The 25,612-nt window shown below is 66.7% G+C and carries 18 protein-coding genes; 6 read left to right on the forward strand and 12 right to left on the reverse strand.

Annotated elements, in window-relative coordinates; translation table 11 throughout:
• The 11 genes from AU193_RS05300 to AU193_RS05350 form a co-directional block, all read right to left on the reverse strand.
• Entirely contained in the window at window positions 1-858 is an 858-nt protein-coding gene (locus AU193_RS05300) for an ABC transporter permease (protein WP_064421303.1), read from the reverse strand.
• Complete coding sequence (locus AU193_RS05305) at window positions 855-1,703, reverse strand: ABC transporter ATP-binding protein (RefSeq protein WP_156425127.1); 849 nt, start codon at window positions 1,701-1,703, stop codon at window positions 855-857. The genes AU193_RS05300 and AU193_RS05305 overlap by 4 nt, the downstream gene beginning before the upstream one ends.
• Window positions 1,700-7,228: a type I polyketide synthase gene (locus AU193_RS05310; RefSeq protein ID WP_064421304.1), complete on the reverse strand. Its 5,529-nt coding sequence runs from the start codon at window positions 7,226-7,228 to the stop codon at window positions 1,700-1,702. The genes AU193_RS05305 and AU193_RS05310 overlap by 4 nt, the downstream gene beginning before the upstream one ends.
• On the reverse strand, window positions 7,225-8,985 hold the full coding sequence (locus AU193_RS05315) for an NAD(P)/FAD-dependent oxidoreductase (protein WP_156425128.1): 1,761 nt from the start codon (window positions 8,983-8,985) through the stop codon (window positions 7,225-7,227). The genes AU193_RS05310 and AU193_RS05315 overlap by 4 nt, the downstream gene beginning before the upstream one ends.
• Before the next feature lie 5 nt (window positions 8,986-8,990).
• Window positions 8,991-10,262, reverse strand: coding sequence for a cation:proton antiporter (locus AU193_RS05320; protein WP_064421305.1), 1,272 nt, complete (start codon window positions 10,260-10,262; stop codon window positions 8,991-8,993).
• Between the two features lie 246 nt (window positions 10,263-10,508).
• The gene (locus AU193_RS05325; protein ID WP_064421306.1) at window positions 10,509-11,639 is read right to left on the reverse strand and encodes an AI-2E family transporter; all 1,131 of its coding nucleotides are present in this window, start codon (window positions 11,637-11,639) and stop codon (window positions 10,509-10,511) included.
• Window positions 11,640-11,722: 83 nt separating this feature from the next.
• Entirely contained in the window at window positions 11,723-12,352 is a 630-nt protein-coding gene (locus AU193_RS05330; RefSeq protein ID WP_064421362.1) for a TetR/AcrR family transcriptional regulator, read from the reverse strand.
• Window positions 12,342-13,724: an NAD(P)/FAD-dependent oxidoreductase gene (locus AU193_RS05335; RefSeq protein ID WP_064421307.1), complete on the reverse strand. Its 1,383-nt coding sequence runs from the start codon at window positions 13,722-13,724 to the stop codon at window positions 12,342-12,344. Before AU193_RS05335 ends, AU193_RS05330 begins: the two co-directional genes overlap by 11 nt.
• A gap of 83 nt (window positions 13,725-13,807) precedes the next feature.
• Complete coding sequence (locus tag AU193_RS05340; protein WP_064421308.1) at window positions 13,808-14,296, reverse strand: SRPBCC domain-containing protein; 489 nt, start codon at window positions 14,294-14,296, stop codon at window positions 13,808-13,810.
• A 2-nt stretch (window positions 14,297-14,298) separates the two neighbouring features.
• Window positions 14,299-14,625: a helix-turn-helix transcriptional regulator gene (locus tag AU193_RS05345; protein WP_064421309.1), complete on the reverse strand. Its 327-nt coding sequence runs from the start codon at window positions 14,623-14,625 to the stop codon at window positions 14,299-14,301.
• An 82-nt stretch (window positions 14,626-14,707) separates the two neighbouring features.
• Window positions 14,708-15,877 (reverse strand): DUF2786 domain-containing protein, encoded by a 1,170-nt coding sequence (locus AU193_RS05350; RefSeq protein WP_371259145.1) that lies wholly within the window; start codon window positions 15,875-15,877, stop codon window positions 14,708-14,710.
• Window positions 15,878-16,188: 311 nt separating this feature from the next.
• Here AU193_RS05350 and AU193_RS05355 point away from each other — a divergent pair, with 311 nt between their 5' ends.
• The 3 genes from AU193_RS05355 (at window position 16,189) to AU193_RS05365 (ending at window position 21,252) form a co-directional block, all read left to right on the forward strand.
• Window positions 16,189-18,222: a toprim domain-containing protein gene (locus AU193_RS05355; protein WP_064421310.1), complete on the forward strand. Its 2,034-nt coding sequence runs from the start codon at window positions 16,189-16,191 to the stop codon at window positions 18,220-18,222.
• 9 nt (window positions 18,223-18,231) lie between these two features.
• Window positions 18,232-20,370: a DNA gyrase subunit A gene (locus tag AU193_RS05360; RefSeq protein ID WP_064421311.1), complete on the forward strand. Its 2,139-nt coding sequence runs from the start codon at window positions 18,232-18,234 to the stop codon at window positions 20,368-20,370.
• A 111-nt stretch (window positions 20,371-20,481) separates the two neighbouring features.
• Entirely contained in the window at window positions 20,482-21,252 is a 771-nt protein-coding gene (locus AU193_RS05365; RefSeq protein ID WP_064421312.1) for a DUF1906 domain-containing protein, read from the forward strand.
• 13 nt (window positions 21,253-21,265) lie between these two features.
• Here AU193_RS05365 and AU193_RS05370 read toward each other — a convergent pair whose 3' ends face one another.
• The gene (locus AU193_RS05370) at window positions 21,266-22,393 is read right to left on the reverse strand and encodes a hypothetical protein (protein ID WP_064421313.1); all 1,128 of its coding nucleotides are present in this window, start codon (window positions 22,391-22,393) and stop codon (window positions 21,266-21,268) included.
• A gap of 299 nt (window positions 22,394-22,692) precedes the next feature.
• Between AU193_RS05370 and AU193_RS05375 the strand changes: the two genes are divergently transcribed.
• The 3 genes from AU193_RS05375 to AU193_RS05385 all read left to right on the forward strand — a co-directional run bounded on the left by AU193_RS05375 (window position 22,693) and on the right by AU193_RS05385 (window position 25,524).
• A complete protein-coding gene (locus AU193_RS05375) occupies window positions 22,693-23,160 on the forward strand; it encodes a DUF4262 domain-containing protein (RefSeq protein ID WP_064421314.1) in 468 nt (155 codons plus the stop codon).
• 130 nt (window positions 23,161-23,290) lie between these two features.
• A complete protein-coding gene (locus AU193_RS05380) occupies window positions 23,291-24,661 on the forward strand; it encodes a wax ester/triacylglycerol synthase family O-acyltransferase (RefSeq protein ID WP_064421315.1) in 1,371 nt (456 codons plus the stop codon).
• 155 nt (window positions 24,662-24,816) lie between these two features.
• Window positions 24,817-25,524, forward strand: a complete 708-nt coding sequence (locus AU193_RS05385) for an SDR family oxidoreductase (protein WP_064421316.1) — start codon at window positions 24,817-24,819, stop codon at window positions 25,522-25,524.
• The last annotated feature ends 88 nt before the right edge of the window (window positions 25,525-25,612 follow it).

The following is a 25,612-nucleotide window of genomic DNA, read 5'->3' on the forward strand; positions in this document are numbered from 1 at the left end:
TCAGCGCCGGTCCGACCACCGGAACATCGCGAGGCACCCGATCAGTCCGGCGATGCTCCACGCCGCCAAGACGAGGAAGATGCGCCAGTGTTCCCAGCTGCCTGCTGGTTCCAGCGCGACCATCTCGGCGGGCAGCAGTACCGATCGGAATCCCTGGGCCATCCACTTGACGGGAAACAGGGAGCCGATCGCCAGCATCCACGTCGGCAGGATCATCAGCGGCACGTAGGTGCCCGAGACGAATTGCAGTGCCACCGACGGGCCGTTGGTGAGGACGGCGGCCGACACCGCGTTGCTCGCGAGGTTGCTGATGCAGATGCCTAGCAGTGAACAGCTCACGATGCCCAGGACCGCCACCCACGCGAGGGTGAACCATCCGAAGACGTCGGTCGGCAGGCGCAGTCCGAACACGAACACACCCACCGCCAACAGTAGGACGGCCTCGGCGAAGCTGACCACCGCGACCAAGGCGATCTTGCCGACGAAGTACGACGACGCGGTTGTCGGTGTGCCCCGCAGGCGGCGGAGCGCTCCCGCGTCGCGGTCGGCGGCGATGCTGATGCCGAGGTTGACGAACGACGCCGACAGGACGCCGTAGGCCAGCATGCTCGCCGCGATCCCCGCACCGGTGCTGATCTGGCTGCCGGGCAGCTCCTCAGAGAAGATCGCACCCAGCAGCAGGCAGATCACCGCGGGCATGGAGAACGTCAGCACCACCTGTTCGGGCCTGCGGTAGAACATCTTCAGCTCGGGAACGATCCGGGACCAACCGATTTGCAGCGGCGACGGCACTGCCCGTTCCGCGGCGGCGCGGTGGCGCGGCGGCGACACAGCGGTGATGTGGTCGATGTCCGTCATGACTGACCGATCAGGTGGAGATAGGCGTCTTCGAGCGTGGGCCGGCTGATCGTCAGCTGCTCCAGTTCGACGCCGTCCCTGCTGTGCCGCCGGACGAGCTCGGTCGGGAACTCCGTTGTTTGCACGCGAATCTCGCCGTCTTCGAGCCATCGCACCGTGGCGGCCGAACTGACGTGCTCGGTCAAGCGTGCCGGCGAGTCGACGGCCACCACCCTGCCGCCTGCGATCACCGCGACGCGGTCGGCCAGCACGGCGGCCTCTTCGAGGTAGTGGGTGGTCAGCAGGATGGTGGTGCCGTCGGCGGCCAGCACCTTGACGAGCTGCCAGAACTGCCGCCGCGCTTCAGGGTCGAAACCGGTTGTGGGCTCGTCCAAGAACAAGAGTTCGGGCTTACCGATGATGCCGAGCGCGACATCGAGGCGGCGGCGTTGACCGCCGGACAGCGTACGCACCCGAGATCGCGCGACGGTGTCGAGGCCGACGAGCTCGAGCACTTCAGCGGGTTCTCGCGCGGTGCCGTAGCAGTTTGTGAACATCTGCACGGTCTCGTGCACCGTGAGCATCCCGGCGTCGCTGACCTCCTGCAGCACGATGCCGATCCTGGCCCGCCAGTGCCGTCCCGCCGTCCCGGGGTCCTCCCCCAACACTCGTACGTCTCCGGCGTCGCGAGTTCGATTGCCCTCCAGGATTTCTATCGTCGTGGACTTGCCTGCGCCGTTGGGGCCGAGAATTGCGAAGACCTCGCCGGAGGCGACATCGAGGTCGAGGTCCCGCACGGCCTGGATCGGTCCGTAGGCCTTCGAGAGTCCCCGCACGTGCACCGCCGTCGCATCCGCCTCTGTCACGGCGCGTCACCTTCGAGTTCTGCCAGGAGCTCTCGCAGATCGGCTTCCGACATCTCCTCGATCAGCCGGTCCACCTCGTCGTCCATGACCGGTCCGGTCGGGGGCGCGGGCTCCGCGGCGGCACCGTGGATCGTGTGCAGTTCGTCGAGCACACGGACGGCCAGCGAGTCGACGCTGACACCCTTCAGGATCTCCAGCACCGGAAGGTCGATCGAGAACGCGGTGTTGATCCTGATCCTGAAGTCCATCGCCATCATCGAGTCAAGGCCGATGTCGTCGAGCATGTCGTCGTTGCCGAAATCAGTTGTAGCACAGTCGAAGACCGCAGCCACGAGAGTCTCGACCTGAGCTGTGATCACGTCGAGGCGGTCGGATTCAGGAGTCTTCGACAGCAGGTCGAGTATCGACCCGTCCGACCCGCCCTCCGTCGGTGAGACGGTGGCGGCGTCGAGATCGGCGAACATCTTCGGCAGGTGTCCACCGAGAAGCTGACGGGCGCGGTTCCAGTCGGCGCTGATGGCGATGACGTTCGCAGTGGCCTGGTTGATCAGGCGGTCGAGGATCAGTGTTCCCGTCGCCGGGGTGATCAACTCGATTCCTCGCATCGCGTAGACGTTTTCGAGGTTGAGGTCTTCCACCATTCCGACCGACCACGGTCCCCAGCCCACCGTGAGCGCCGGCAGACCCTGCGCCTGCCGGTGATGTGCGAACGCGTCGAGGAACGCGTTGCCCGCGGCATAGTTGCCCTGTCCGGGTGAGGCGATGACCGATCCGGCGGAGCCGAACATCACGAAGAAGTCGAGCTCCTGGTCGGCGAACGCGGTGTGCAGCGCCCGAGTGCCGGCGACCTTGGGGCGCAACACTTTGACGAAATCGTCTTCGCTGACGTTGACGAGTAGTTGGTCGTGAACCGCGCCGGCGGCGTGGATGACTCCGCGAACCGGTCGGTTGTCGTGGCGGTCGTGGTGGGCCAGCCAGGCCATCACCGCATCGGTGTCGGTGATGTCGACCCTCGCGGCACTGACTTGCGCTCCGAGCCGTTCGACGGCCCGGACCGTTTCGATGGCCGTGAACTGCGGGTCGTCGGTCGCCATGTCCGACCACCGGTCGCGCGGCGGCAGCCCGCTTCTGCTCAGCAACGCGATGTGTCGTGCGCCGTGCTCGGCCAGATAGGTGGCGACGGTGCGGCCGAGTGCGCCGGTGCCGCCGGTGACGACGTAGGTCGCGGTGGGAGAAAGCTTGGTGGGAAACGGTGGGGTGAGGTTCGTGCTGTGTCGCAGCCGCGGAACCAGCGTCACCCCGCCTCGGATCGCCACCTGATCCTCGGACGTGGAATCGAGGATGTGCCGACACACCCGCGCGGCGGTGTCGCCGATGTCATCGGTGTCGTCGATGTCGATCAGTCCGCCCCAGCGCTCGACGAACTCCTGATGACCGATGACCCTGCCGAGCCCCCACACCGTGGACTGGTCGACGGCCAGCGGTTCGGTGCCGAGCGCCGGCTGCGCGTTCGCGGTGACGACGTACAGGCGCGGGCTGACGGTGTCGTGTGTGGCCAGTGCCTTGGCGATACGCAGCAGGGTGAGGACGCCGAGGTGGTCGGTGCCGTTCGGGTCGGACGACTGCGCGTCGGCATCGAGATCCATTGACCAGCAGTCGATGACGCCCGCGAGTTCGTTGTCTTCGGCGAGGTGCCGATCGAACAACTGGGCCACCTGTTCGGGGCGCCGTTCGTTGATCGCGTATCCGCCGTCGACCGTGGTCGCGGTCTGGACCGAGCGGTGTGCGACGGTGCGCACACGATGGCCGCGCTGGCGCAGTCGATCGGCGAGCGCGGCCCCGAACCCGGTGTCGTCGACGAACACCAGCCACGACGCGGCCCCGGTTGGCGCCGCGCTGTCCGCACCGCTCGGGTCGGCTGAGGGGACCCACTGAAGTTCGTACAGCCCCTTGTCGATTCGCTCCGGGGACATGCGTGTCGAGGCGCTCAGAGAGCGCACGGTGAAGCCCTCGAATACCGCGAGCGTCTCCCCGCGGTGGTCGCAGATCGTGATGTCGCTTTCGATCTCCTCGACGCTCGCCGACCTGACGGTCAATCGCACGGTCATGTCGCCTTTGGGAGTGCCGTACACGGCGCTGCGCCGGATTCGGACAGGCAGGTACGGGCTTTCGGTGCTGTCGTTGGAAAGCGGTGCGCCGAACAGCGTTTGGAAGGCGCCGTCGATCAGCGCCGGGTGGAACCGGTAGTTGTCGAGCTCGTCGGCGATCGGTGCGGGGATGTCCAGCTCGGCAACCACCTGGGTCTCACCCCCGGTGAGTCCGGTGACGGACCGGAAGGCTTCGCCGTACTCGAAGCCGATGGCCTCGGTGAGCGCGTAGAACTGCTCGCCGCTGAGCGCGCTGACGGGCGGCGCTTCGGCCGGCACCGGTAGGGGCCGGGCCGTTCTCGGAAGTGTGCAGAGTTCTGCCGTGGCGGTGATCGTCCACTTGAGTTCACCATCGGCGGTGGCGGTGAACGCGGCGAACTCCAGGGTGCCGGCGTCCTGGTTGAGGGTGGTCCGCAGGATGGGATCACAGGTGTCGTCGAGGATGAGGGCGCGGTGCAGCACGAGGTCGTCGACGGCGAGGTCCGCTCCGTAGGCTTCGTTGGCCGCGGCCATCGCCATCTCGATGTAGACCGCACCCGGTACGACGACGCTGCCTTGCACCCGGTGGTCGGCGAGGAACGGAACGAGGGCGGTGCTCAGTTCGATCTCCCAGGTCGGGTGCACGGCACTGACCGGCTGGCCCAGCAGCGGGTGCACCGGGTGATAGTGCAGGGCTTCGGTGGCCTCCTGGCTCTCGTTCCAGTAGCGGCGGGACTGCCACGGGTAACGGGGCAGCTTCAGCAGCCGCGCTCCCCCGCGCGGGTACAGCGCCTCCCAGTCGATGTCGTGGCCGTGGTCGTGCAGTGCGCCGAGGCCGGCCATGAACGTGCGCACGTCGTCGTCGTAGCGCCGCTGGGTGGCCTGAACGAGGGTCTTCTGCGCGCCGGCAATCTCGAATATCGACGCCGCGAGCACCGGATGCGGTCCCAGTTCGACGAAGTGCGTGTAGCCGTCGTCCAGCATGCGGCGCACGGCCGGTTCGAAAAGGACTGTGGCGCGGGTGTTCTGCCACCAGTAGGCCGCACCCGACCGGTATCGGTCCAACCAGTCGCCGGTGACCGTCGAGTAGAGCGGGAGCTTCGCCGGCTGTGACGTCAGCTCCGCAAGGGCCTCGTGGAGATCGTTCTTGATGGCGTCCATGTAGTGGGTGTGGTAGGGCACCGTGCCGGTCAGGTACCGGTTGAAGACCTCGGCGTCGTCCAACCGGCGGGTGATGTCGTCGAGGATCTCGCCGTCTCCGGCGATGGTCACCGCGGAGGGGCTGTTGATCGCAGCCACCGAAACCCGCCGCCCGAACTGCTCGCGCAACCTGTCGTCGAGTGCGCCCATCAGCGAGTCGGCGTCGAGGCCGACGGCCAGCATGCGGCCCTGTCCGCTCGTCCGCTGTTGGAGCCTGCTGCGGTGGTAGATGACCTCGATCGCCTGCTCGAAACCCAGCAGACCCGCGAGGTGGTGGGCGGCCACTTCCCCTGCGCTGTGGCCGATCACGGCATCGGGTCGGATGCCGAACTGTCGCAGTTGCGCGGCCAGCGCGATCTGGATGGCGAAGTTGGCGGGTTGGGCGATCTCTGTTTCGCTCATCCGGGATTCCGCTTCGTCGCGCCGAAGTTCCTCGACCAGCGACCAGTCGGTGTAGCGGGCCAGTTCGCGATCGCTTTCCGCGATGCTGTCCGTGAACACGGGCAGGACGTCGAGAAGTCCGCGGCACATCTTCCACCACTGCGGACCCATCCCGGTGCAGACGAACGCCAGTTTCGGCGCCGCCGACGAGGTGCGCGCCGACGAGGTACGCGACGACGCGACCAGGCCTCCGTCGGCGAGGGCCCGCAGTTGATCACAAACATCGGAGACACTGTCGGTGACCAGGGTGTGACGATGGCTCAGATGCGAGCGTCGTTGCGACAGCGTGAATCTCAGGTCGGGCAGCGTGATGTCCCGTTCGGCCTGCAGTTGGTCGGCCAATTGGCGCGCCGCCGCCACCAGGGCCTCTTCGCTGCGCGCCGAGATCGGCAGCAGCGTGAGTGGGAGTCGCTCGGCGGGCGTCGAGGCGGGGGTGTCCGCCGCAACAGGCGGTTCGGCCAGCACCGCGTGGGCGTTGGTGCCGCCGAATCCGAACGAGTTGACCCCGGCGATCCGCCGTCCGCGGCCGGGGAAGGGGCGGCCCGCGCGAGGCACGTCGAGCTTGAGCTCCGTGAGACACACTCGGCTGCTGGGGTTTTCAAGATGAAGGTGCGCCGGGATGTGTCCGTGTTTGAGCACCAACGCGGTTTTGATCAGTCCGGCGACGCCGGCGCCCGCTTCGAGGTGACCGATGTTGGTCTTAACCGATCCGATCGGCAGGGGTTCGCTCCGGTCGCAGGTCAGTGCGGCGGCCAGCGCGCGCATCTCGACCGGATCGCCGACGGGTGTTCCGGTGCCGTGTGCTTCCACATATCCGACGTCGCTCGGCCGGACGCCGGCGCGGCGCAGCGCCGACGTGATTGCCGCGGACTGTGCTTCGGCGCGGGGCACGGTGATGCCGTCGGTGCGGCCGTCCTGGGACACCGCAGTCCCGAGAATCTGGGCGTAGATCTCGTCGCCGTCGCGCAATGCCTGCTCGAGGGGTTTGATCACGACGACCGCGCCGCCCTCGCCGCGCGCATAGCCGTCGGCGGTCTCGTCGAAAGCCTTGCAGCGCCCGTCGGGGCTGAGGAATCCGCTCTGCGACTCGGCGATCGCGGTGTTTGGTCCGATCATGATGTTGACGCCGCCGGCCAGCGCGAGTTCGCTCTCGCCGTTCCAGATGCTCTGCGCGGCAAGGTGCACCGCGACGAGCGAACTCGAACACGCCGTGTCGATCGTCATGCTCGGCCCGCGGAAGTCGAAGGCGAACGAGATGCGGTTCGCCAGCATCGTCATCATCATCCCGGCGGCGGAATGCGCCTTGAACTGGTAACGGCTGCCACGACCCTGGTTCTGCAGCAGTTGGTAGTCCAGGGTGAATCCGCCGATGAACACCCCGACCTCGGTACCGGCCAAGTGATCCGGCCGTATTCCCCCGTCTTCCAGCGCCTCCCATGTGGTCTGCAGCATCAGGCGCTGTTGCGGGTCGATCGAGTGCGCCTCGCGGGGTGAGATCCCGAAGAACTGCGGATCGAACTGGTCGATGTCGGCCAGGAAGCCACCGCGCCGGGTGACCATCTTGCCGACCTTCTTCGGGTTGGGATCGTGGAATCGGTCGGCGTTCCAGCGTGATTCGGGGACCTCGCCGGTAGCGTCGATGCCATCGGTCAGCAGGCGCCAGTAGTCATCGGCGGAGGCGACTCCGCCCGGTAGGCGGCATCCGATCCCGACGACCGCCAACGGTGCGGGCCGGCCACGGTCGTCGAGCGTCGTCATGTTTGTAGCTCACGGGTAGCGGTGTGGATCCAGCCGGCGCTGACCGGATTGTCCTGCTGCGCGTGGCGATACACGGAACGCAGCTCCCGTAACACGGGGTCGCGCTGCCACGCCTGCACCTGGGCAACGGCGGCGTCGTCGTTGAACAGCATGGACTTGTCGGCGAGCACGGTCTCGATCAGTTGACCCGCCAGTTGCCGCAGCAACCGGGCGTTGGCCTCGAACCGGTCGGTGAAGTCGGGCGCGGGTTTCATCATCGCTTCGTGCAGCGTCACCATGAAGTTCAGCGGTGAGTACAGATCGACGAACCGCACCGGCGACTCAGGACCTTCCACCGCGGCCCATTCGCGGAAGAACCGCTGCACCCGGTTGCTCAGCGCGATCAACCCTTCCAGATGCGGCACGACCGCGGGATCGTCGGCGACGCTGACGAACCGGCCGTTGCGGTAGAGCAATCCGATGAACCCCCAGTAGAACGCGACATCCCAGATGATCTTGGCCGACATCACCGTCGGCGTGCCCATGAGCGCATATTGCCTCTCGTACACGGCAAGCCACATATCGGCGAGCGACCGGAACAGGGAGTCGCTGATGCCGGCCCTGGCGGCGACGTCCTCCCCGTCGAGTTCGCGGGTGACCATGTCGGTGATGAGGCCGTTGCCGATCGCCACCAGGTCCAGCCCCGAGGAGTACAACGGGTCCAGGAAGATGCCCGCATCACCGGTGAGGCACCAGCGCGCGGCGCCGTCGAACACCTTGGTGGCGGCGTGGCTGTAGTGCTTCATGACGCGGAAGTCCATGATCAGGTCTTCGTGCCGGGCGATCTCGTCGGCGCACTGTGGTTCGTGGCGGCGGATCCACGCCTTGGCCTTGTCCAGCGTGTTGAACTCGTCGAACGCGTGGAAGTCGGGGTCGGCGACGATGCCGACGCTCGTGGCACCGGAGGCCAGCCTGATGAGCCAGACCCAATAACCCTCGCCCATCAGGTGATTCGTCGACAGTGCGCGGTCTCCTTCGACCAGCCGCGCCCGCCAGTCGCGGTCGTCGCTCCACTGTCCGACATCGAGTTCGGTCTTGACGCGGAACCACGCCGCGTTGCAATGGTGTTCGGTGGCCCGCTTCAGGCCCAGTTGACGCGACAGCGTCCGGTTGCGGCCCGACGCGTCGACCACCCAGCGTGCCGTCGTGCGGGTGGTTCCGTCACCGCCCTGGTACGCCACGGTGTGCGCGTCGTCGCCGAAATCCACTGTCCGGACGCGGCCGTGGGCCATGGCGATGCCGGCGGCTTTGCATCGGCGGGCGAGTTCGTTCTCGAGCCGGCCGCGGTCGATCTGGTACGTCACCTGGGGCACGAACGAGGAGCTGCCGAGTTCGACGCGCCGGCTGATGTCGCCGTTTCCGTCGTGGGAGAAGAACATCCGCAAACCCATCTTGCGGATCTGCACGGTGCTCAAGTGGTCGGCCAGGCCGAGTCGTTCCCGAAGGTAGTGCGCGGACACCTCGACCGTCGACTCGCCCACTGTGTGGGTGATCTCGGCGACCGGCCGTGTCGTCGGCTCGATGACCAGAATGCGGGTAAGGGGGCGCGCTGAATGCAGCTCCAACGCCAGGGTCAGGGCCGCGGCTCCGCCGCCGATGATGGCGACGTCGTGGTCGGCGTTGGCGGATACGTTGCCCGACAACTGGTTACGGATCTTGCGGGCAAGGGCGGCACGTGCCTCGGTGTCCAGTTGCGAGACCTGCAATCGGATTTCCATGTCGTTCACCGTCCGCTCGGCACAGGTTCGGGCGTCACGTCCGGCGTCTTGCGGTGCCGTCCATACACGTACTCGAAGATCGGGGCCGCCATCAGCGTCGTGACGATCGCGACCAGCACGAGAATCGTGAACAGTGTCGGCGTGATGATGCCGGCCTCCAGACCGATGTTGAGCAGGATGAGCTCGATCAACCCGCGTGCGTTCATCAGTGATCCCAGCGCCACCGATTCGCGCAGCGGCACCTTGCTCAGTCGGGCCGCGACGGCGCACGCCACACCCTTGCCCGCGATCGCCACGATGAGCACTCCGAGCGTCAGCGCCCACAGTCCTGGGGTGTTCACCAAACCGATCTCGGTGTTGAGCCCCGAATAGACGAAGAACAGCGGCAACAGGAGCCTGGTGGTGAGCGGCTCGATGGATTCGGTGAGGCGTCGGGCGAAGAAACCCGACGGCATGGCGACACCGAGAATGAATGCGCCGAAGATCGCATGGATACCGATGGTGTCGGTCAGCCATGCGCCGCTCATCAGGACGATGAGAACCGTGCTCAGCACCCACCCGGGAATGGTCTGCTGTTCGTCGGACTTGGCACCGAGTATCCGGGCCCCCCGTCGCCCGAGAGTCAGTACCAGCACGGTGTAGAGCAGTCCGCCAGCTATCGCGGCGACGGCCGTCATCGGGCTCCCGCGGTGGACGGCGATGACAACGGCGAGAATGCACCAGGAGACCGCATCGGCGGTTGCACCGCACGCGAGCGCAAGCGTCCCGAGAGACGTTCCGGAGAGCCGCTTTTCGAAGATGATCCTGGCGAGCATGGGAAACGCGGTGATCGCGATGGCCGCACCCATGAACATCATCGCCATGCCGGGGTGGACGTCGTCACCGAAGAAGCCGCCCATGGACAGCAGTGGCACCGCGACGATTGCGCCCAACACCAGGGGAGCCAGCGTCCCGGCCGTGGAGACCGCGACGGCGGTCCGGGCGCGCTGTTTGACGTGGTCGACGTCGAAGTTCAAACCGACGACGAACATGTAGAGCACGAGGCCGATCTGTGCGGCGGTGTACAGCACGACGTTGGACGTGCCGGCGGGAAACAGATCGCCCTGCACACCGGGAGCGATTCGGCCGAACAGGGAAGGTCCGAGGACGACCCCGGCGATCATCTCGCCGACGACCGGCGGTTGCCCGACACGTTGGGCCAGCAGACCGGCGATGCGGCACGCTGCGAGGATGACGGCGAGCGCGAGGAAGAAGTGGACGGCCGTTGTCGCAGGCATATCAGCTCCTACCGCCCGCGGTGCAGACCGCAGGGGGGCAGCTGTGTACGGAGCGCAGCGCTGTGCGGGCGGGCTCCACCAGTCCGTCTATGACTCACCTCGTCGCTTCCGACCTGTTCGGCGTTGCACGTCTCGTCGGAGACGATGCATATTCGATGCGGTGGGGTATTGACAGATTAAGCGGTCGCTAACCATAGAAATATTTCCGAATGATGACGTCGCGCCGGAGGATCGTGGCCTGCACCGTCAGGGAGCCGGCTCGGCCCCGTCGTCGTCATCCGCGGTACGCAGATCAATCTGCTCGTTGACGTAACGAACGAGGACCGTGAACATCGCCACGGTCGGCACGGCGAGGAACGCGCCGACGATTCCGAACAGCGCGCCACCGGCGGTCACCGCAAGCAGCACCACCGCGGCGTGCAACTTCATCACGCGGCTCTGCAACAACGGCTGCAGCACGTTTCCCTCGATCTGCTGCACGGCGATGATGACGGCGAGCACGAGCAGCGCATTGACAAAGCCGTTGGCCACCAACGCAATCAGCACCGCGAGCGCACCGGCGACGAAGGCGCCGATGAACGGTACGAACGCACCGATGAACGTCAACACCGCCAGCGCGGGCGCAAGCGGGACACCGAGCACCACCAGACCGGCGCCGATGAAGACCGCGTCGATGAGAGCCACTCCCGTCTGTGCCCGGATGAATCCGCCGAGGTTGTCCCACATTCGGCTGAGCACCGTTTCCAGGTGCCGCCCGGCGCGCCGCCCGGTCATTCCGACGATCCAGGGCAGGAACTTGCGGCCGTCCTTGAGGACGAAGAACGACAGCACGACCGTCAGCACCAGTGTTATCACGACGCTCCCGACCGTGCTTACCCCACTGACGACACCGGTCGCGATCGCCGAAGACCTCTCCCGCATGGTGTTGACCAGTGAGTCGGCGAACCGCTCCAGCTGCTCCTGCCGCAGCTCGAGCGGGGGGCCCGCGATCCAGTCCTGCAGCCGGTTGATGCCTTCCGTCGCCTGATCGATCAGCGCAGGCATCTGCCCCAGCAGTGGCGGGATGATCAGCGCGATGAGACCGGACGCCATGGTCAGGAACAGCAGAAGCGTCGTCAGCGCCGCGGCGGCCGGCGGTAGTCCGACTCGATCCATCAACAGGCGCGCCGGCGGCCACAGCACGGTGCAGAGCACAACGGCGAGCAGGGCCGGCAGAAAGATCACCCACAGTTTCGCTACCACCCACCCGAGTACCACAGCGCCGGCAGCGATCGCCACGATGACCAACGACCACTTCGCCAGCCAGAGCGCGCCGGATCCGATCACGGCGCCGCGATCCCGCTTGGCTACTGCGTCGGCGGAGCTGGGTTCGCTCACGCCGAGGGTCTACCCCGGACCGGCGTATCGAAACCGTCGCGCGATGATGCCGCCGTCGAGGGGGATCTGGATCGGTGTGGACGTCATCGAGAGGCCTGCCCGAAAAGCGCTGTGTGCCAGACATGTATGACCGCCGCGAGAAGGGGGCGGGCGGCCTCCGGTCCGTCATCCGAGCGGATGTGGCGGTCGAGGACTCGTTCGTTCATCGAAATCAGCGCGTGGGCAAGAGCTTTCGCGTCGGGGATGGCGATGGTGGGCTGCGTGGCGATGAAGTCGCCGACGAACTCCTCGTACCGCGCCAGCCACTGGTCCCAGATGGCCTTGGCCTCAGGGTCGGAGTCGCGGGCATCGAGCATCGCCCGGAACAGGGTTCGGTGGGCGTGCCAGGACTCGAACGTCCGCGTCATCGCGTCCGCCACGGAGGCGCGCGGGTCACCGCCGCCGGCCAGAAAGCCGCCGATGGTGAATACGTCGTCCTGAAAGATGCCGGTGAGCAGTTCGGTGACGACTTCGTGTTTGCCGGCGAAGTAGAAGTAGAACGCCGGCCGCTTCAGACCCGCTGCCCGCGCCACCTCTGCGACGCTGATCTCGGCCAGCGAATGAGTCTGCAGCTGTGCCTCGAAGGCCTCGAGGAGGCGGAGCCTGCTCTCGTCGCCGCGCGGCTGCGGCCGACGTGCGTTACGCCGTGAGGTCTGCGTCGACTCAGGCGACACCGGCCGCCTCTCGGGCCCGGCCCGCCAGCTGGACGGGTCCGAGTCTTTCGACGCGGCGCCGTCCGGCAGGGAGCTCACGCTTGCGCATGTTGCGTTCGTAATCCCAGTAGTCCACCTGTTGGGTGTGCCGCGGTTTGTCGGCGAAGTGTCCGACGTACTTGCGTTCGTCGGCGGCGATGACGCGCCACATCTCCGCTTCGGACGGCGGCCGGTAGGTGCCTGCGAGGTACGCGGCGACCAACCGGGCCTGGCACTCCACGAAGGGGAACAACGTGGGCACCGCCTGGGCGAAACCCATGAAAAGCAGGTCGTCGATACCCGGTTTGAGGATGCGCTTATACAGCGGCAGTCGGTTGTCGGGGGCCTCGAGGAAGCTGCGGTCGAAGAACGGGAACGTGATGTTGTATCCCGTCGCGTAGATGATGACGTCGGCTTCCACGGTCGAGCCGTCGACGAATACCACCGAACGTCCGTCCAACCGTTCGATATTCGGCTTCGCTGTCGCGTCGCCGGCCCCCAGGCGCATGAGCAGTTCGGCGGACTGGGTGGGGTGCGCCTCGAGGAATCGGTGGTTGGGTTTCGGTAGGCCGTAGTTCTGCGGATCGCCGAACATCAGCTTGGCGAACGGCTGCATCGCGCGCCGCTGCCACGCCAGCGGGATCACCGGCAGTGTGCGCGCGACCTTGTCGGCGGTCTTACCGAAGATGTACTTCGGAACAACCCAAGCGCCCGAGCGCGTCGACAGATAGACGGTGTTGCGCCAGGACTTCTGGGAGAGCTCGGAGACGAGGTCGGCGGCCGAGTTGCCGATGCCGACGACGACGATGCGTTTGCCGCGCAGATCGAGCGGTTCGGTCGGGTCGATGTAGGAGTGAGCGTGGATGCTCTCGCCGGTGAATTCGCCGGGGAAGTCAGGCGTGCGCGGATCCCAGTGATGCCCGTTCGCGACGACGAGCGCGTCGTAGCGTCGCGTCTGTCCGTCCGCGGTGTCGAGTTCCCAGCCCCCGTGGGGCAGGCGCCGCGCGTGCTTGACCTCGTTCTGGAACTGGATGCGGTCCAACAGGCCGAATGTTTCGGCGTAGTCGTCCAGGTAGTCCTTGATCTGGGAGTGGTGCGGGAAGTCAGGGAGGTCGTCGCGCATCGGGAAGTCGCGGAACGACAGGCATTCACGCGAGGTGTCGATGTGCAGCGACCGGTAGGCGCTGGAGTGGCCGTTCGGATTGCGGAACGCCCAGTTGCCGCCGATCCGGTCGGACGACTCGAAGCAGTCGTACTCGATCCCGGCGTCAGCGAGGTTCTTGCCCGTGGTCAAGCCGCTGATGCCTGCGCCGATGATCGCCACCGTGGGTGATATCGAGGGTGATGAAGCCATGATGCCTGCCGTTCTGTGAGGTCTGTCACCGGCCACGGTACCAAATTTCTGACACGTGTCAAAGAATCGCCCGCGGGCCGGTGTCAGCTCGCGAGCAGTTCGTCGATCTGGTTGATCGCCTGCGCCGTGCCCTCTTCGACGCCCATCTCGAGAACTTCTTGCAGGCCTTCTGCCGACTCGTATGTGCTGACGTAGGTGGCCCTGGTGACACCGTCGCCGATCGCCTCGAAGGTGTAGACACTGTGCGCGACCGGCATATCGCCTGCCGGTTTGAGATCCTCATCGGCGAAACCGTCTTCGAAACTGAAGCTGCGCGGCTCATCGACGGCGGTGACCTTCCAGTAGCCGCCGTACTTCTCGCCGTCGGGTCCGGTCATGAAGTACGTGACAGTGCCGCCGGGGGCGAGCGCATGCTCGACCACGGTGGCCGGGTAACCCGGTGGGCCCCAGACCTTCTCGAGTTGCCGCGGGTCGGCGTAGATCTGCCAGACCCGTTCGACGGGCGCCGCGAACTCTGCGGTGATCGTCAGGGTGCGCTCGTCGATGTTCTTGCTGATGGTGGTGACAGGCATGGTTATTCCTCGCTGAGTAGTTCGTCAATGCGAGCGATGCGACCGCGCCAGACATCCTCGAGCTCGGTGAGCATCGAGGCGACTGACCGCACCGCCTCCACATCGCCACTCGCCAGCTGCTCTCGCCCCTGGCGACGCTTGGAGATCAGGCCTGCTTTCTCCAACACGGCGACGTGCTTCTGCACTGCGGCGAAGCTCATGTCGTACTGCGCCGCGAGCGCCGTGACCGAATGTTCGCCGGCCAGCACCCGGCGAAGAATGTCTCGCCGAGTCCGGTCGGCCAGTGCGTGGAAGAACGCGTCCGCTCTGTCCTCGTCTCGGTCAGTCACCCGTCAAAATATACAACTGATCGGTTGTACGTTGTCAAGCGTCGCGACTGGACCTGGCCGGCGAAGTGGTATCCCGAGGGGGCTACCCCGCTATCGAATCGTGGGTGTCGAGCATTGCCATGTTGGCCGCTGCACGTCCGGCGCCCCAGCCGGCACCGTTGGACGCTGACACCGCGCGCGGCACCGCCGACGGAAACAGTTGATGCGCGAGCTCTTCGGCCGCTCGGCTGTTGGCCGCCAGCACAGGAAGCAGTCGAACGTCCCGCTTGACTTCCGCGGTGACCGATGCGCTCGCGCTGTCGAGCCGCTCACCGATGCGCTGTGCGTACGCGACGAGAAAAGACTGGCGAAATGTCCTGGAACGCGCTGCCGCACTTCCGCTGCGGCCCGCGCTCAGCATGGCCCGGTTGGCTTGCACAAGCAGCGAGGTGGTGAGCAACTCGACCAAATCGAGATCCGTTTCGCAGCCGATGACGGTCACGAACCCGAGTCGCTCCGCCCACACTGCACGGCAATGGTTGGACTGACTCACCACTTGCACCAGCGTCACCTTGGCCGCGGCGTACGGGTTCTCGATCCAGATACGCCGCGCAGCCGCAGCTGGCTTACGGCCCCGATCGTGACGGGCAACCGCCTCGTTCAGCGAATACCTGCTCATCAGATCTTGGGCCTTAGTCGAAAGAGCTTCCGCCTCGTCCGGGTACTCGGTGGCTTCGGCTTTTGCCAGCAGAGCGCGCACCTTGCCAAGCGCCTTTTCGTCAGCAACAGCCGCCGCCGTTGCCGTGTGCCGGTACGCACCGGGCAGCGGCAAGATCACTTCCAGCGCCGGGAGTCTGCCGAGAAGGTTCAGGAGTTTGAGGACCACGGCCAGACCGTCGCGCTGGTCGACGGCGTTCGACGCGGCCCACCGCGACATCTGAGGTGGCTGGGCACTCGATCCGACTGTGGCCGAGAGCCTGGCGATATCGGCGCGCCAGTCCGGGTGCAAAGTCGCGGCCGCGTACCGCCGACACTCACTGACGATCGCCTCGTCGAGGTAACGGACCTCGGCTGGCCGCAATTTGCGGCAAGCGATTTCATGCAGATCGGACGGTTGCCAACCGTGCTTCCATGCCGCGCTGATGGCCTCGTTCATGGCGAGGTCAGCTGCAACGTCGAGCTCGTGCGCGAAGTCTCGAAACTCGCGCAGCAGTTCGGTGGCACGACGCGGCAAGTCGTCGGCAGAGCCCGAAGCGGCTGTGCTCAATGCCACGACAAGATGTTCGAGGAGGAGGGCGCGGTCCGGCCCAGGATCGAATGACCCAACGCGCTCTTGTTTGGACGCCGCCCGGCGCCGGTTCCTGTGTTTGGCTGCCCGCTTCTCGCGGTTGCGTCTCCCCATGCGCCGAAGTCTTCCGTAGAGGTCCGACACGCTGCGGCAGGCGCGTCGATTCATTCGAGGCAGTCTTCATCTCGCTGTGTCGACACCGTGATCACCGCAGGCCCTCAGGTCCGCGGAGATGTCGATCCCCGCGTCTACGATTCCTTCGGCCCCCAATTCGGCATCGACACAAAGGACCCGCAGTGAGTTACACCGCCGCCGACATCACCGAACTCGATGATGTCCAGCACACGCGCCTGCGGCCGGCCGTGAACCTGGGGCTCGACGTGCTCAACACCGCGTTGCGTGAGTTGATCGACAACGCCATCGAAGAAGTCGCCGACTCGGGCAACGGTGGATCGACCGTGACGATCACCCTGCACGCCGACGGCTCAGTAAGCGTCGCCGACGACGGCCGCGGCCTGCCCGTCGACACCGATCCGGCGACAGGAAAGAACGGCATCGTCAAGACGCTCGGCACCGCGCGGGCCGGCGGGAAGTTCGACGCCCATATCGATGCGACGAGCACCGGCGCCGGTCTCAACGGAATCGGCGCGGCCGCAGCGGTATTCATCTCCGCGCGCACCGACGTGACCGTGCACCGGGCCGGCAAGACCTACGTGCAGAGCTTCAGCCGCGGCTACCCGGGAACGTTCGAGGGCAAGGAGTTCGACCCGGACGCCCCCTTCACCCGCGCCGACACGCAGAAGCTGCGCGGCACCGGCAATCGCAAGCCCGCCATGCAGGGCACCACCGTGCGCATCCTATTCGACCCGGCGGTCGTGCCGGACACCAGCGTCGACATCGGCGAAGTGCTGCTACGCGCGCACGCCGCGGCCCGAATGAGCCCCGGTGTCCACCTGGTCGTGGTCGACGACGGCTGGCCCGGCGAGGCGGTGCCGCCGGACTTGCTCGAACCGTTCAGCGGCCCGTGGGGCACCGACACGCTGCTGGACCTCATGTGCACCGCCGCGGGCAGTCCCGCGCCCGACGTCCGCGCCGCCGTCGAGGGTCGCGGCGAGTACACCACCGGCCGCGGCCCGACGCCGTTCCGCTGGTCACTGACCGCGGGTCCGGCCGAACCGGCGACGGTGGCCGCGTTCTGCAACACAGTGCGAACCCCGGGCGGTGGGTCGCATCTGACGGCCGCGACGAAGGGGCTGTCCGAAGCGCTGGCCGACCGCGCGTCGCGGATGCGCGATCTGGGCCTGGCCAAGGGTGAAGAAGGCCCGGAGCCACAGGATTTCGCCGCTGTCACCGCTCTCGCCGTGGACACCCGTGCGCCCGATGTCGCCTGGGACTCGCAGGCCAAGACCGCGGTGTCATCGCGGTCGCTGAACGTGGCCATGGCCCCGGATGTCGCGCGCAGCGTCACCGTATGGGCGGCCAACCCGGCCAACGGCGATGCGGTGACCCTGTGGACCAAACTGGCGCTGGAATCCGCGCGGGCACGACGCAGCGCGGAAGGGGCGAAGGCACGGTCGCGCGCGGCTTCGAAGGCCAAGGGGCTGGGCACGAACCTGTCTCTGCCGCCGAAGCTGCTCCCCAGCCGGGAGACCGGCCGCGGATCGGGCGCCGAGTTGTTCCTGTGCGAGGGCGATTCGGCGCTGGGCACCATCAAGGCCGCGCGCGACGCCACCTTCCAGGCGGCCTTCCCGCTGAAAGGCAAGCCGCCCAACGTGTATGGGTTCGCGCTGAGCAAGGCGCGGTCCAAAGACGAGTTCGACTCCATCGAGCGCATCCTGGGCTGCGGTGTGCGGGACAACTGCGACCCGGAGCTGTGCCGATACGACCGGATCCTGTTCGCCTCCGACGCCGATCCCGACGGCGGCAACATCAACTCTAGCCTGATCTCGATGTTCCTCGACTTCTACCGTCCGCTCGTCGAGGCCGGGATGGTCTACGTGACGCTGCCGCCGCTGTTCGTCGTCAAGACCGCCAGCGAGCGGATCTACTGTCAGGACGAGTCCGAGCGCGACGCGGCGGTGGCCAAGATGAAGGCCGGCTCGAAGGGCAGGGTCGAGGTGCAACGCAACAAGGGTCTCGGCGAGATGGACGCCGATGACTTCTGGAACACCGTGCTCGATCCGCAGCGGCGCACCGTGATTCGCGTACTGCCCGATGACGGAGAGAAGAAGCTGCACCATACCTTGTTCGGCGGACCACCAGAGGGCCGACGCACGTGGATGGCCGAGATCGCCTCCCGCGTCGACACCAACTCCCTCGATCTCGACTAGGAGAGCCACGTGACCGCCACCCTGGACGTTCCAGAGCAGAATCCGGACCTGGTCCTCGACCAGAGCGCCGACGACTACTGGAACCGCTACCAGCTCACCTTCGCGCTCTACAGCGTCAGCGACCGCGCGATCCCCTCGGCCTACGACGGGCTCAAGCCCGGTCAGCGCCGTTTGCTCTACCAGATGCATGACTCGAAGCTGACGCCCGGTAACAAGCCGCAGAAGTCGTCCAAGGTCTGTTCGGCCGTCACCGGCAACCTGCACCCGCACGGCGGTACGTCGATGTACGGTGCGGCGGCGCTGATGGCCGCCGAGTTCCAGCGGGTGAAAGTCATTGACGGACAAGGTGCTTTCCCCCGCATTCAGGGCGACATTCCCGCGGCCGACCGTTACACCGAGATGCGGTTGTCCGCACCCGGCGCCGCGCTGACCGCCGAACTCGACAGTCACGCGGTGCCCATGGTTTCGACCTTCGACGGCGAATGGATCGAGCCGACAGTGCTGCCTGCCCAGTGGCCGGTGTTGTTGTGCAACGGTGCCGTCGGCATCGCCGAGGGGTGGGCCACCAAGGTGCCCGCCCACAACCCGCGCGAGATCATGGCCGCCTGCCGGGCGCTGCTGAAAACGCCGAACATGACCGACGACCGGCTCGTCAAGTTGATCCCGGGCCCGGACTGGGGGTGTGGCGCCTCCGTAGTCGGCACCGCCGGTCTGCGCGAGTACATCACCACGGGCCGGGGCCAGTTCACCGTGCGCGGCACCCTGTCGGTGGATGGGAAGAACGTCGTCATCACCGAGTTGCCGCCGGGCGTCGCGAGTAACACGGTGCAGGAACGGATTCGGGCCCTGGTGGAGTCCGGCGAACTGCCCGGCGTGGCGGACATGTCCGATCTGACCGACCGCCGGAACGGGCTGCGGATCGTCGTCACCGCCAAACGCGGCCACAGCGCCGAGCAGATACGCGATCAGCTGCTGGCGCTGACCCCGCTGGAGTCGACCTTCGCCGCCAGCCTCGTCGCGCTCGACGAGAACCGGGTGCCGCGGTGGTGGTCGGTGCGCGAATTGATCAAAGCGTTTCTGTCGCTGCGTGATTCGGTGGTGTTGCACCGAAGCGAGTACCGGCTGGAGAAGGTCAGCGCGCGGCGCCATCTGGTGGCCGGCCTGATGACCATCCACCTCGACATCGACGCCGCCGTAGCGGTGATCCGCGGCTCCGACACCGTCGACGAAGCTCGACAGGGGTTGCAGGACCGGTTCAAGATCGACGCCGTTCAAGCCGACTACGTGCTGGCGCTGCAGCTGCGCCGCCTGACCAAGCTCGACGTCATCGAGCTGGCGGCCGAGGCCGAACGGCTCGACCGGGAATTCGCCGAACTCACCGAGCTGGTGTCGAATCCGGATGCGCGGCGGGTGGTGATCGACAAGGAATTGGTGGAGACGGCAAAACTGTTCAAAGGCCCCGAGTTCGATCGCCGCACCGTGCTCGACTTCGAAGCCGTCCCGGTGACGTCAGGGGGCACAGACGACGGGCCGCGGGAGCGCAAAGTCAACGCGTCCTGGCGGCTCGACGACCGCGGCGTGTTCTCCGACCGTCACGGCGAACTGCTCACCTCCGGGCTGGGATGGGCGGCGTGGACCGACGGCCGGGTGAAGTTCACCGCCGGTGGCGGTCTGCCGTACAAGATTCGCGACATCCCCGTCGCGCCGGACATCACCGGCCTCGTGTGCGCCGGTGTGCTGCCAGAGGGCTTCCACCTGGCGTTGGTGACTCGGCGTGGCAAAATTCTGCGCATCGACCCGGCGGCGGTGAATCCGCAGGGCGTGGCCGGCAACGGCGTGGCCGGGGTGAGGTTGGCTGGAGACGACGACGAGGTCATCGCCGCACTGGCCGTTTCGTGCGCCAACGGCGAGGCCATTCTGTCGCTGGCTGAAAAGAGTTGGAAGGTCACCGAAGTCGCCGACATCCCGGTCAAAGGCCGCGGAGGTGGCGGCGTCGGTTTCCATCCATTCGTCAAAGGTGAGAGCGCGCTGCTTGCAGCGTCGATCTCGGCGACGGGGTTCGTGCGCGGCAAGAGGGCGGTCCGGGCCGAGAATCGGGCCAAGGCGTCGATCAAGGGCTCGGGTCTGGATGTGACACCGGCCGGGTAGCCCCGGTACTCGTCACACCTGCGCCCCACCGAACGCAACGAATCGAAGACGATCTGACTTCGCTCGGCGTGGTCTCGCTGTTCACGCGTGCCACTTTGGTAACTTCGCGCGGTGCAGATATCCCGGCGTGACGCACTGCGCTACGCCGCCACGGTGTCGGCACTGGCCGGGCTTGGCGCGGCATCGGCGGTTGAGCACGCACCGGTGGCCGCAGCTGCCCGGCCCACGCTGATCGACTATGCGATGCGCCAGATTCCGGCGCGAGACATCCGGGCCGCCGGCCACTCCGGCGTCATCAACTACGTGTCGACCTCACGGCCCGGCTCGAACTTCGGTGCCAAGCCGATCACCTTGCCCTACGCCAAGTCCCTGGCCGCCGCCGGTTTGGTGATCGTCAGCAACTACCAGTACGGCAAGCCGGGCGGAACGGCGCCGTCGGACTTCACCCGCGGATACCCCGGTGGTGTCGCAGACGCCCGCACCGGCTGGCAGCTCCACACCGCCGCGGGTGGCGGCCGCAGTGCACCGATCTTCTTCAGCGTCGACGACGACATCGACCGCCAGACATGGATCAACACCGTGCTGCCGTGGTTTCGCGGAATCAACTCGGTGATCGGCGTGCAGCGCACCGGGATCTACGGCGGTATCAAGGCGTGCCAGTGGGCTGCCGCCGACGGTGTCATCGGCAAGTCGGGCACGCCCGGCCACGTCTGGGCCTGGCAGACCCGGTCCTGGTCCAACGGACAGATCTACCCTGCCGCGGTGCTCTACCAGCGCATCATCGACACCGCCTCGAATCCGGGACCGGTGGTCGGCGGCATCCGCGTCGACGTCAACGACGTGATGGCCCAGGATTGCGGCCAGTGGAATCTGCATCCCTGACCGACGGGGACGGTCAGCGGCGTGGTGTCGTGGTGACGTGCACGTGGTCGTAGTGGCCGTAACCGGATCCTGCCGGGCCGTCCGGCGTGTAGTAGGTGCCGCGCCAGATCACGTCCTGCAAACCGAAGCGGCTTGCGTTGCCCAGCATGAAGTCGCGGATGGCGTCGCCCAGCGCGACGCCCTCGGCGCTTTCGGGATTGGGGATCATCACGTCGATCGCCAGGCCGCTCGGATGCCACGGCTTCGAGTCGGGCCGAACCCCGTCGATTTCGGCGATCTGGGGGAACCGTGCGCTGATGGCCCGGGCGGCAATGACGGTGTTGATCTGTAACCCGGCCTCGTTGGCGACGCCGACAGGAAGTGCCTCCGGGACAGCCATGAGAGCGGCCGCCGGCGGCGGGACAACCGCGCCAGGAGGCTGGCCGGGCATCGCGAGAATCGCCGGGTCGCGCGGCGCGGGTGCAGCGGGCGGCGGCGCGGGCGCTGCTGCCGGCGGGACGGCGTTGTCGATGACCGCTTGCTGCTGCGGCGTCAACGCCGCGTACTGCGCCTCCGCGGCGGCGATCTGGCGTTGCAGTTCCCGGAACTTCGCTTGGAGGTCGGCGCGAACCGCGGCGGCCTGCTCGGCCGCGGCCCGCGCATCCGCGGCCGACTTCTCGGAAGCCTGCGCCGAGGCCTCAGCGCGCTCGCGCGCCGCGTGGAACGCTCTCATCTGATCGGCCGTCGTGGCGGCTACCACCCGCTGCAGCGACAGCTTGTCGATCAACTGCTGCGGCGAGGGTGCGGTCAGCAGCGCTGCCGCCTGACCACTGCCGCCACTCATGTAGTCCATCGCCGCGATCCGGTCGACCGCCGCTTGGTAAGGCGCGAGTTGCGAGTTCGCGGTGGCGAGTGCGTCGAGGTCGGCGCGGTGGCGGTCTTCGGCCGATTTCTGGGCAGCCAGCCGTGCGTCGACGTCGCGTTGGGCGGCTGTGACGGCTTCGCGAGTCTGCAGCGCCTGAGCGGACAACTCGTTGAGCTTGGCCAGTGCGTCATCGGCCGGGTCCGCCACTGCGGCGCTTGCCAACGACAGAGCCAGCGCCAGGACCGTGGCTGCGGCGCCGCCCGCCATCCGCGGGAGTAAACGGCGCACCAAACCCATTCGGACTGTCACGATCCTTCGTTGCAGGGACCCTCGGGTCCGGCCACGTTGTCTCGGACAGGGTATGAACTGACATCGACGATGTCTACTCATCCGTCAATCTGACCGCGCTTCCTTCGTAAAGTCCGCCACTTGTCGAGCACCCGCATCACCACGTCATGGGGATAGATGCGCGGGTCGTAGACGCCACCACGGCGGCGATGACCGCCTTGCGTGTCCGGCGGTTACAGCAAGTCGAGACACAGGCAGGTTGTCGGACCCCGAGAGGAAGGTGAGGGCAGTGATGGAAAGGAGCCAAGATGTGCTGGCAGTGCGATCACCCGGAGGCCACCCGTGCCGACTACCACGACGTCCTCCGACGAAAGATTTCTGAGCACGGGTGGGCCGTGCAGTACGTCGAGGACGAGCCGACCCCGTTCGCCTACACCATCGGGCTGCATGGAGCCGGGCTGCCGGAGCTGTTGGTGACCGCGTTGGCACCCCGGCAGGCGGCGAGGGTGCTCAACACGGTAGCCGACTACATGATCCGCTCCCGGGTGCCGGCACCCGGCGACACGATGGAGTTGCCCGACGGTTGGCGCGCCGAGTTCGTCGCGGTCGCGCAACCAGACGTGCATATGTGTCTGGCGGTGGAACTGTACGGGCCCGACGTGCGGGCCCTGCAGATCGCATGGCGCGATGAGCGCGGACACTCTCCGTGGTGCCCGGAGTTCAACGCCGGCGGCTGCCGCCAGCCGGTGCTGGGCGTGCGCGCTTGGCAGACGTAGGTTGGCCGGGCTACCCGGTTCGGATCGAAGAAGCGGCGGCGACATCCGCGGCGATCGGCTGCGAACGCATGGCCCACCGGTGCACACTCGCCTCTGCCGGCCTGCGTCGTGGCGAGGAGATCCTGAAGCGATGAGCACTGCGATTCCACCGTTGGACCTGGGCTGGCTGCTGATGGAGTCGCCCGGCGGCACCACCCATGTCGGCGCGATGCTGCTGTTCAAGAAGCCGCCCGGGCGAAGCGCTCTGGTGCGCGAGGTCGTCGAGACCTATCGCGGCCACAGGCCGCTGCCGCCGTTCAACTACGTGCCAGAGATCGTCGGCGTCGGCACCCCCCACTTTCGCGAGGTCGACAGCTGGGATCCGCACTACCATGTGCAGCATCTCGCGCTGCCGGCGCGCAGTTCCTATGAGGACCTGCTGCGGCTCGTCGCCGACCTGCACGAGCCGATGCTTGACCGCCACCGTCCGCTGTTCAGGTGCTGGCTCATCGACGGGGTGCCCGGCAACCGGTTCGCGATCTACACCAAAACCCACCACAGCATCATCGACGGCGTGTCCGGGCTCCGGAAGTTATACGACGGGCTGAGCCTGACCTACGAGCCGTCGATCCCGGCGCCCGCCTTCGCGCTGCCCCGGCCCAAGACGCAGCCCCCAGAGCCGACGCCGGCGCTGCGCCGAGTAACCGATGCGGTGCGCGGGACACTCGCGCAAGTCGGTGCGCTGAACCAGATTTCGCTCGCGGCCGCACGCAAGGCGCTGTCGGCGGCGCTCGGCTCGCACGTCGAGGGAAGCCTACCGTTCGTGGCGCATCATTCGCCGACGAATGCGCCGCTGGGGCAAGCCCGTGGATTCGCCACGCTGTCATTGCCGTTGGAGGAGATGCACCGGATCGGCCACCAGCACGGCGCGACACTCAATGACGTCGCAGCCACGATCGTCGACCATGGCCTGCACGCTTATCTGCGGGAGCAGGGCCAGGGCTACGCGCACGAGTTCATCGCGATGTGCCCGGTGTCGCTGCGCAGTGAAGGCGACGCCGCGATGGGAACCCGCGTCTCGGCGATCTTCGTGCGTCTAGGACACCCCGCAGCGCCGGTGGCCGAGCGCCTGCGGCAGGTGGTGCACTCGGTGGGGACAGCCAAGACAGAACTCGGCGCGCTGTCCACGGACGCGGCGATGACATATTCGGTCGCGCTGGTCGCGTTGGCAGGCGCGGGCGCGTCGACGCACCTGGACCGTGTGACACGCCCGGCCTGCAACCTCGTGATCTCAAACGTGCCCGGCGCGAAGGAAACCCGCTATCTCAACGGTGCTCAGCTGACAGGGATCTTTCCGGTTTCGGCGCTGGCAGCCTCGATCGGACTCAACGTCACGCTGAGCTCTTATCGCGATCACATGGACTTCGGGTTCGTCGCGAACACCGCCGCGATCGGTGACGTGCACGCACTCGCCGAGCAGACGCGGCGTGCGTATACGGACCTGAAAACGGCGCTGCGCTAGGGTCTTTCGTCGATGTGGCCGCGTACGCGGTCATCGTGTCTCTTCCCGTGGGAAACATGGCCGATTAGCCGTGTCAGCCGGGCGGATCCACGGCGTTGAATCTTGTGACGGGACTTCCGCCAAGGTTCGATCCGTTCGAGAGGAGCACCAAGAAAATGTCACGACGAGTGTTGATCACGGGAGCGTCGAAAGGCATCGGCCGAGCGGTGGCCGATGCGCTGGCCGCTCGCGGTGATGTGCCGGTTGGCGTCGCCCGGACGGCCCCTCCAGGGTTTCCCGGAACGTTTCACCGGGTCGATCTGGCCGATCGGGAGGCGACCGCAGCGGTGCTGACCGAGATCCTCACCGAAGGCCACATCGACGCGGTCGTCAACAACGTGGGCTTTGCCCGATTCGGAGTCATCGGTTCGATCGATCTGGATGACCTCTTCGACACCTATGACCTCAACGTGCGCACCGCCGTGCAGGTCGTACAGGCCGTTCTGCCGAGCATGCGCTCGGCGGGCTGGGGCCGAATCGTCAACATCACCAGTCTGACCACACTGGGAACACAAGAACGTACCCCGTACGCCGCGGCGAAGGCCGCGCTCGAAACGTGCACCCGGATATGGGCAAAGGAGCTGGCTTCCACCGGAATCACGGTGAACGCGGTGGCTCCCGGTCCGACCGAGACCGAGATGTACCGGCAACGCAGTCCGGTGGGCTCCGAACGGGAAGCCCGCTTCCTACAGGGCATTCCGCTGGGACGAGTCGGCACACCGAAGGAGATCGCCCACGCGGTGTGTTTCCTTCTCGACGACGACGCGGCATACATCACCGGCCAGATCGTTCGAGTCGACGGCGGCGGCAGCGTCGCGGGATAGCGGCAACGGGCGAGTGAGGCGCGCAGGGTTCTGCAAGCGCCACAACCCGGTGAGAAACCGACACCACCGGCGAAGTCGCCCGCCACGG

The organism is Mycobacterium sp. GA-1285, from assembly GCF_001499905.1.
In the GTDB taxonomy this organism is placed as follows: domain Bacteria; phylum Actinomycetota; class Actinomycetes; order Mycobacteriales; family Mycobacteriaceae; genus Mycobacterium.